Source organism: Pseudomonas sp. BS-2016 (genome assembly GCF_001806145.1).
GTDB classification, from domain to species: Bacteria; Pseudomonadota; Gammaproteobacteria; order Pseudomonadales; family Pseudomonadaceae; genus Aquipseudomonas; species Aquipseudomonas lundensis.
The window spans coordinates 1-1,812 of record NZ_MLCT01000211.1 but is presented as its reverse complement, the minus strand read 5'-3'; the positions used below and the strand labels follow the sequence as shown (position 1 = coordinate 1,812).

The window sequence follows — 1,812 nt, the reverse complement described above, 5'->3', positions numbered from 1 at the left end:
CTGCGTTCGGCCAGCGTGGTTTGACGGGGCGCTTAAGATCAAGATCAAAAGCAGATCAAGAGCAGATCAAGAGCTACTCGCTTCGCATCGTGTTTAGCGTTGACGGCGTTGGGTCAGTAACCGACGGTAAAGCGCTGGCGCGAATGCTTCGGTGTTTCCACTTCATCCAGCATGGCGATGGCGAAGTCGGCAAAACTGATCGAGCTATTGCCGTCACTGTCCATCAGCAGCTCATCCTTGCCCAGGCGGAATTTGCCCGTGCGCTCGGTGCCGTCGAACAGGGCCGATGGCGACAGGAAGGTCCAATCCAGCTCCTTTTCCTGACGCAACGTTTCCAGGAAGTCAGCCCCGGCACTGGCTTCAGCTTTATATTCAGCCGGGAACCCTTCGCTGTCGATCACGCGCCCGCCACCGGGCAACAACAGCGAACCTGCGCCGCCGACCACCAACAAACGTTTCACCCCGGCCTTTTTCACCGGGCCGATCACGGCGCTGGCGGGAAGGGTGGCGAAGTGCGCCGCGCTGATCACCACGTCGCTACCGCTGATGGCGTGTTGCAAGGCCTCGGCATCCAGGGCATCAACCTGTTTGACCGTAACGCCTGGGCGCACAGCCAGCTTGTCGGTATTGCGGGCGATGGCGGTGACGGTATGCCCGCGACGCAGCGCTTCTTCCAGCAGTTGGCTACCGGCGCGGCCGGTGGCACCAATGATTGCAATCTTGCTCATGATGTTCTCCAACAGGGTTAAGGTTTAAAGCCAGTTACCACTTCATTTCGCCCTTGGCGACTTTGGCGCTCAGTTCCAGCGAGCTTTCGTCGGCGAGGGTGGGGTAGCGTTTTTTCATGGCCGCAATCAGGGCGGCGGAGTCCTTGGCCTTGGCGGTTTCGAGGTCGAAGGCCTTGATGTAATCGGCGGTGAAGTTGACCGAGGCCAGCGATGGCGTGCCCAGGTAATGGCCTGGCACCACGGTGTTCGGTTTCAGGTCTTCAATGCGCTTGAGGGTGGCCAACCAGTCTTTATGGGATTGCGCGCTCTGGGTATCAGCCATCCAGACGTGGATGTTTTCAGCGATAACCACACCACCAACCACGGCCTTGATCGACGGGATCCACACAAAGCTGCGATCTGGCTGCGGGCCGTCGAGGCCCACCACTTCAAGCTGCTGTCCTTCCAGGGTCAGGCTGTGGCCTTTAAGTACCTGCGGCACAAGGGTCTTGGCCGGTTTGTCCGCGCCCATTTTCGGGCCCCAGAAGGCCAGCTTGTCGGCGACAGTGGCGTTGATATGGTCGACCACCGGTTGCGGCGCCAGCACCTTGGCGTCGGGGAAAGCGGCGGTGAGGGTGTCCAGGCCGAAGTAGTAGTCCGGGTCGCCATGGCTGATGTAGATGGTGGTCAGGCGTTTGCCGCTGGCGCGGATCTTCTGCACCAGTTGCTCGGCTTGGCCTTTGCCGAATTGCGCATCCACCAGGATCGCGTCTTTCTCGCCGCTCACCAGCACCGAGCTGACCGGGAAGATCGCGGCTTCGCCTGGGTTGTACACGTCCAGTTTCAGCTCTGCCGCCGCTGCGTGGGCAGCGAATGCCAGGGCGGCAGTAGCCAGGGTCAAGCGTTTGAAGGTCGAGAACATCGGGCAGCTCCTGCCATAGATAAGGGATGCACAGAGCTTAGTTGCATAAAACGCGACAAAAAATGCGATGCTGGGACATAGTTTGTTTCTAAAAGCGGGCAAATCATGGATCGTCTTCAAGCAATGCGCGTGTTTGTCACCGTGGTGGACCTGGGCAGCCAATCCGCCGCCGCCGACCACCTT

General features: G+C 59.7%; 2 protein-coding genes. Both read right to left on the bottom strand.

The genetic code is table 11. The features are described from left to right. Nucleotides 1–113: 113 nt before the first annotated feature. Nucleotides 114–728, bottom strand: coding sequence for an NAD(P)-dependent oxidoreductase (locus BKD70_RS23885; protein WP_034126607.1), 615 nt, complete (start codon nucleotides 726–728; stop codon nucleotides 114–116). 34 nt (nucleotides 729–762) lie between these two features. After that, on the bottom strand, nucleotides 763–1,629 hold the full coding sequence (locus BKD70_RS23880) for an MBL fold metallo-hydrolase (protein ID WP_060764432.1): 867 nt from the start codon (nucleotides 1,627–1,629) through the stop codon (nucleotides 763–765). Nucleotides 1,630–1,812: the final 183 nt, after the last annotated feature.

What these genes read in the sequence shown, in the direction of transcription:
- BKD70_RS23885 (WP_034126607.1), bottom strand. Translation starts at nt 728, where the DNA reads ATGAGCAAGATTGCAATCATTGGTGCCACCGGCCGCGCCGGTAGCCAA.
- BKD70_RS23880 (WP_060764432.1), bottom strand. Translation starts at nt 1,629, where the DNA reads ATGTTCTCGACCTTCAAACGCTTGACCCTGGCTACTGCCGCCCTGGCA.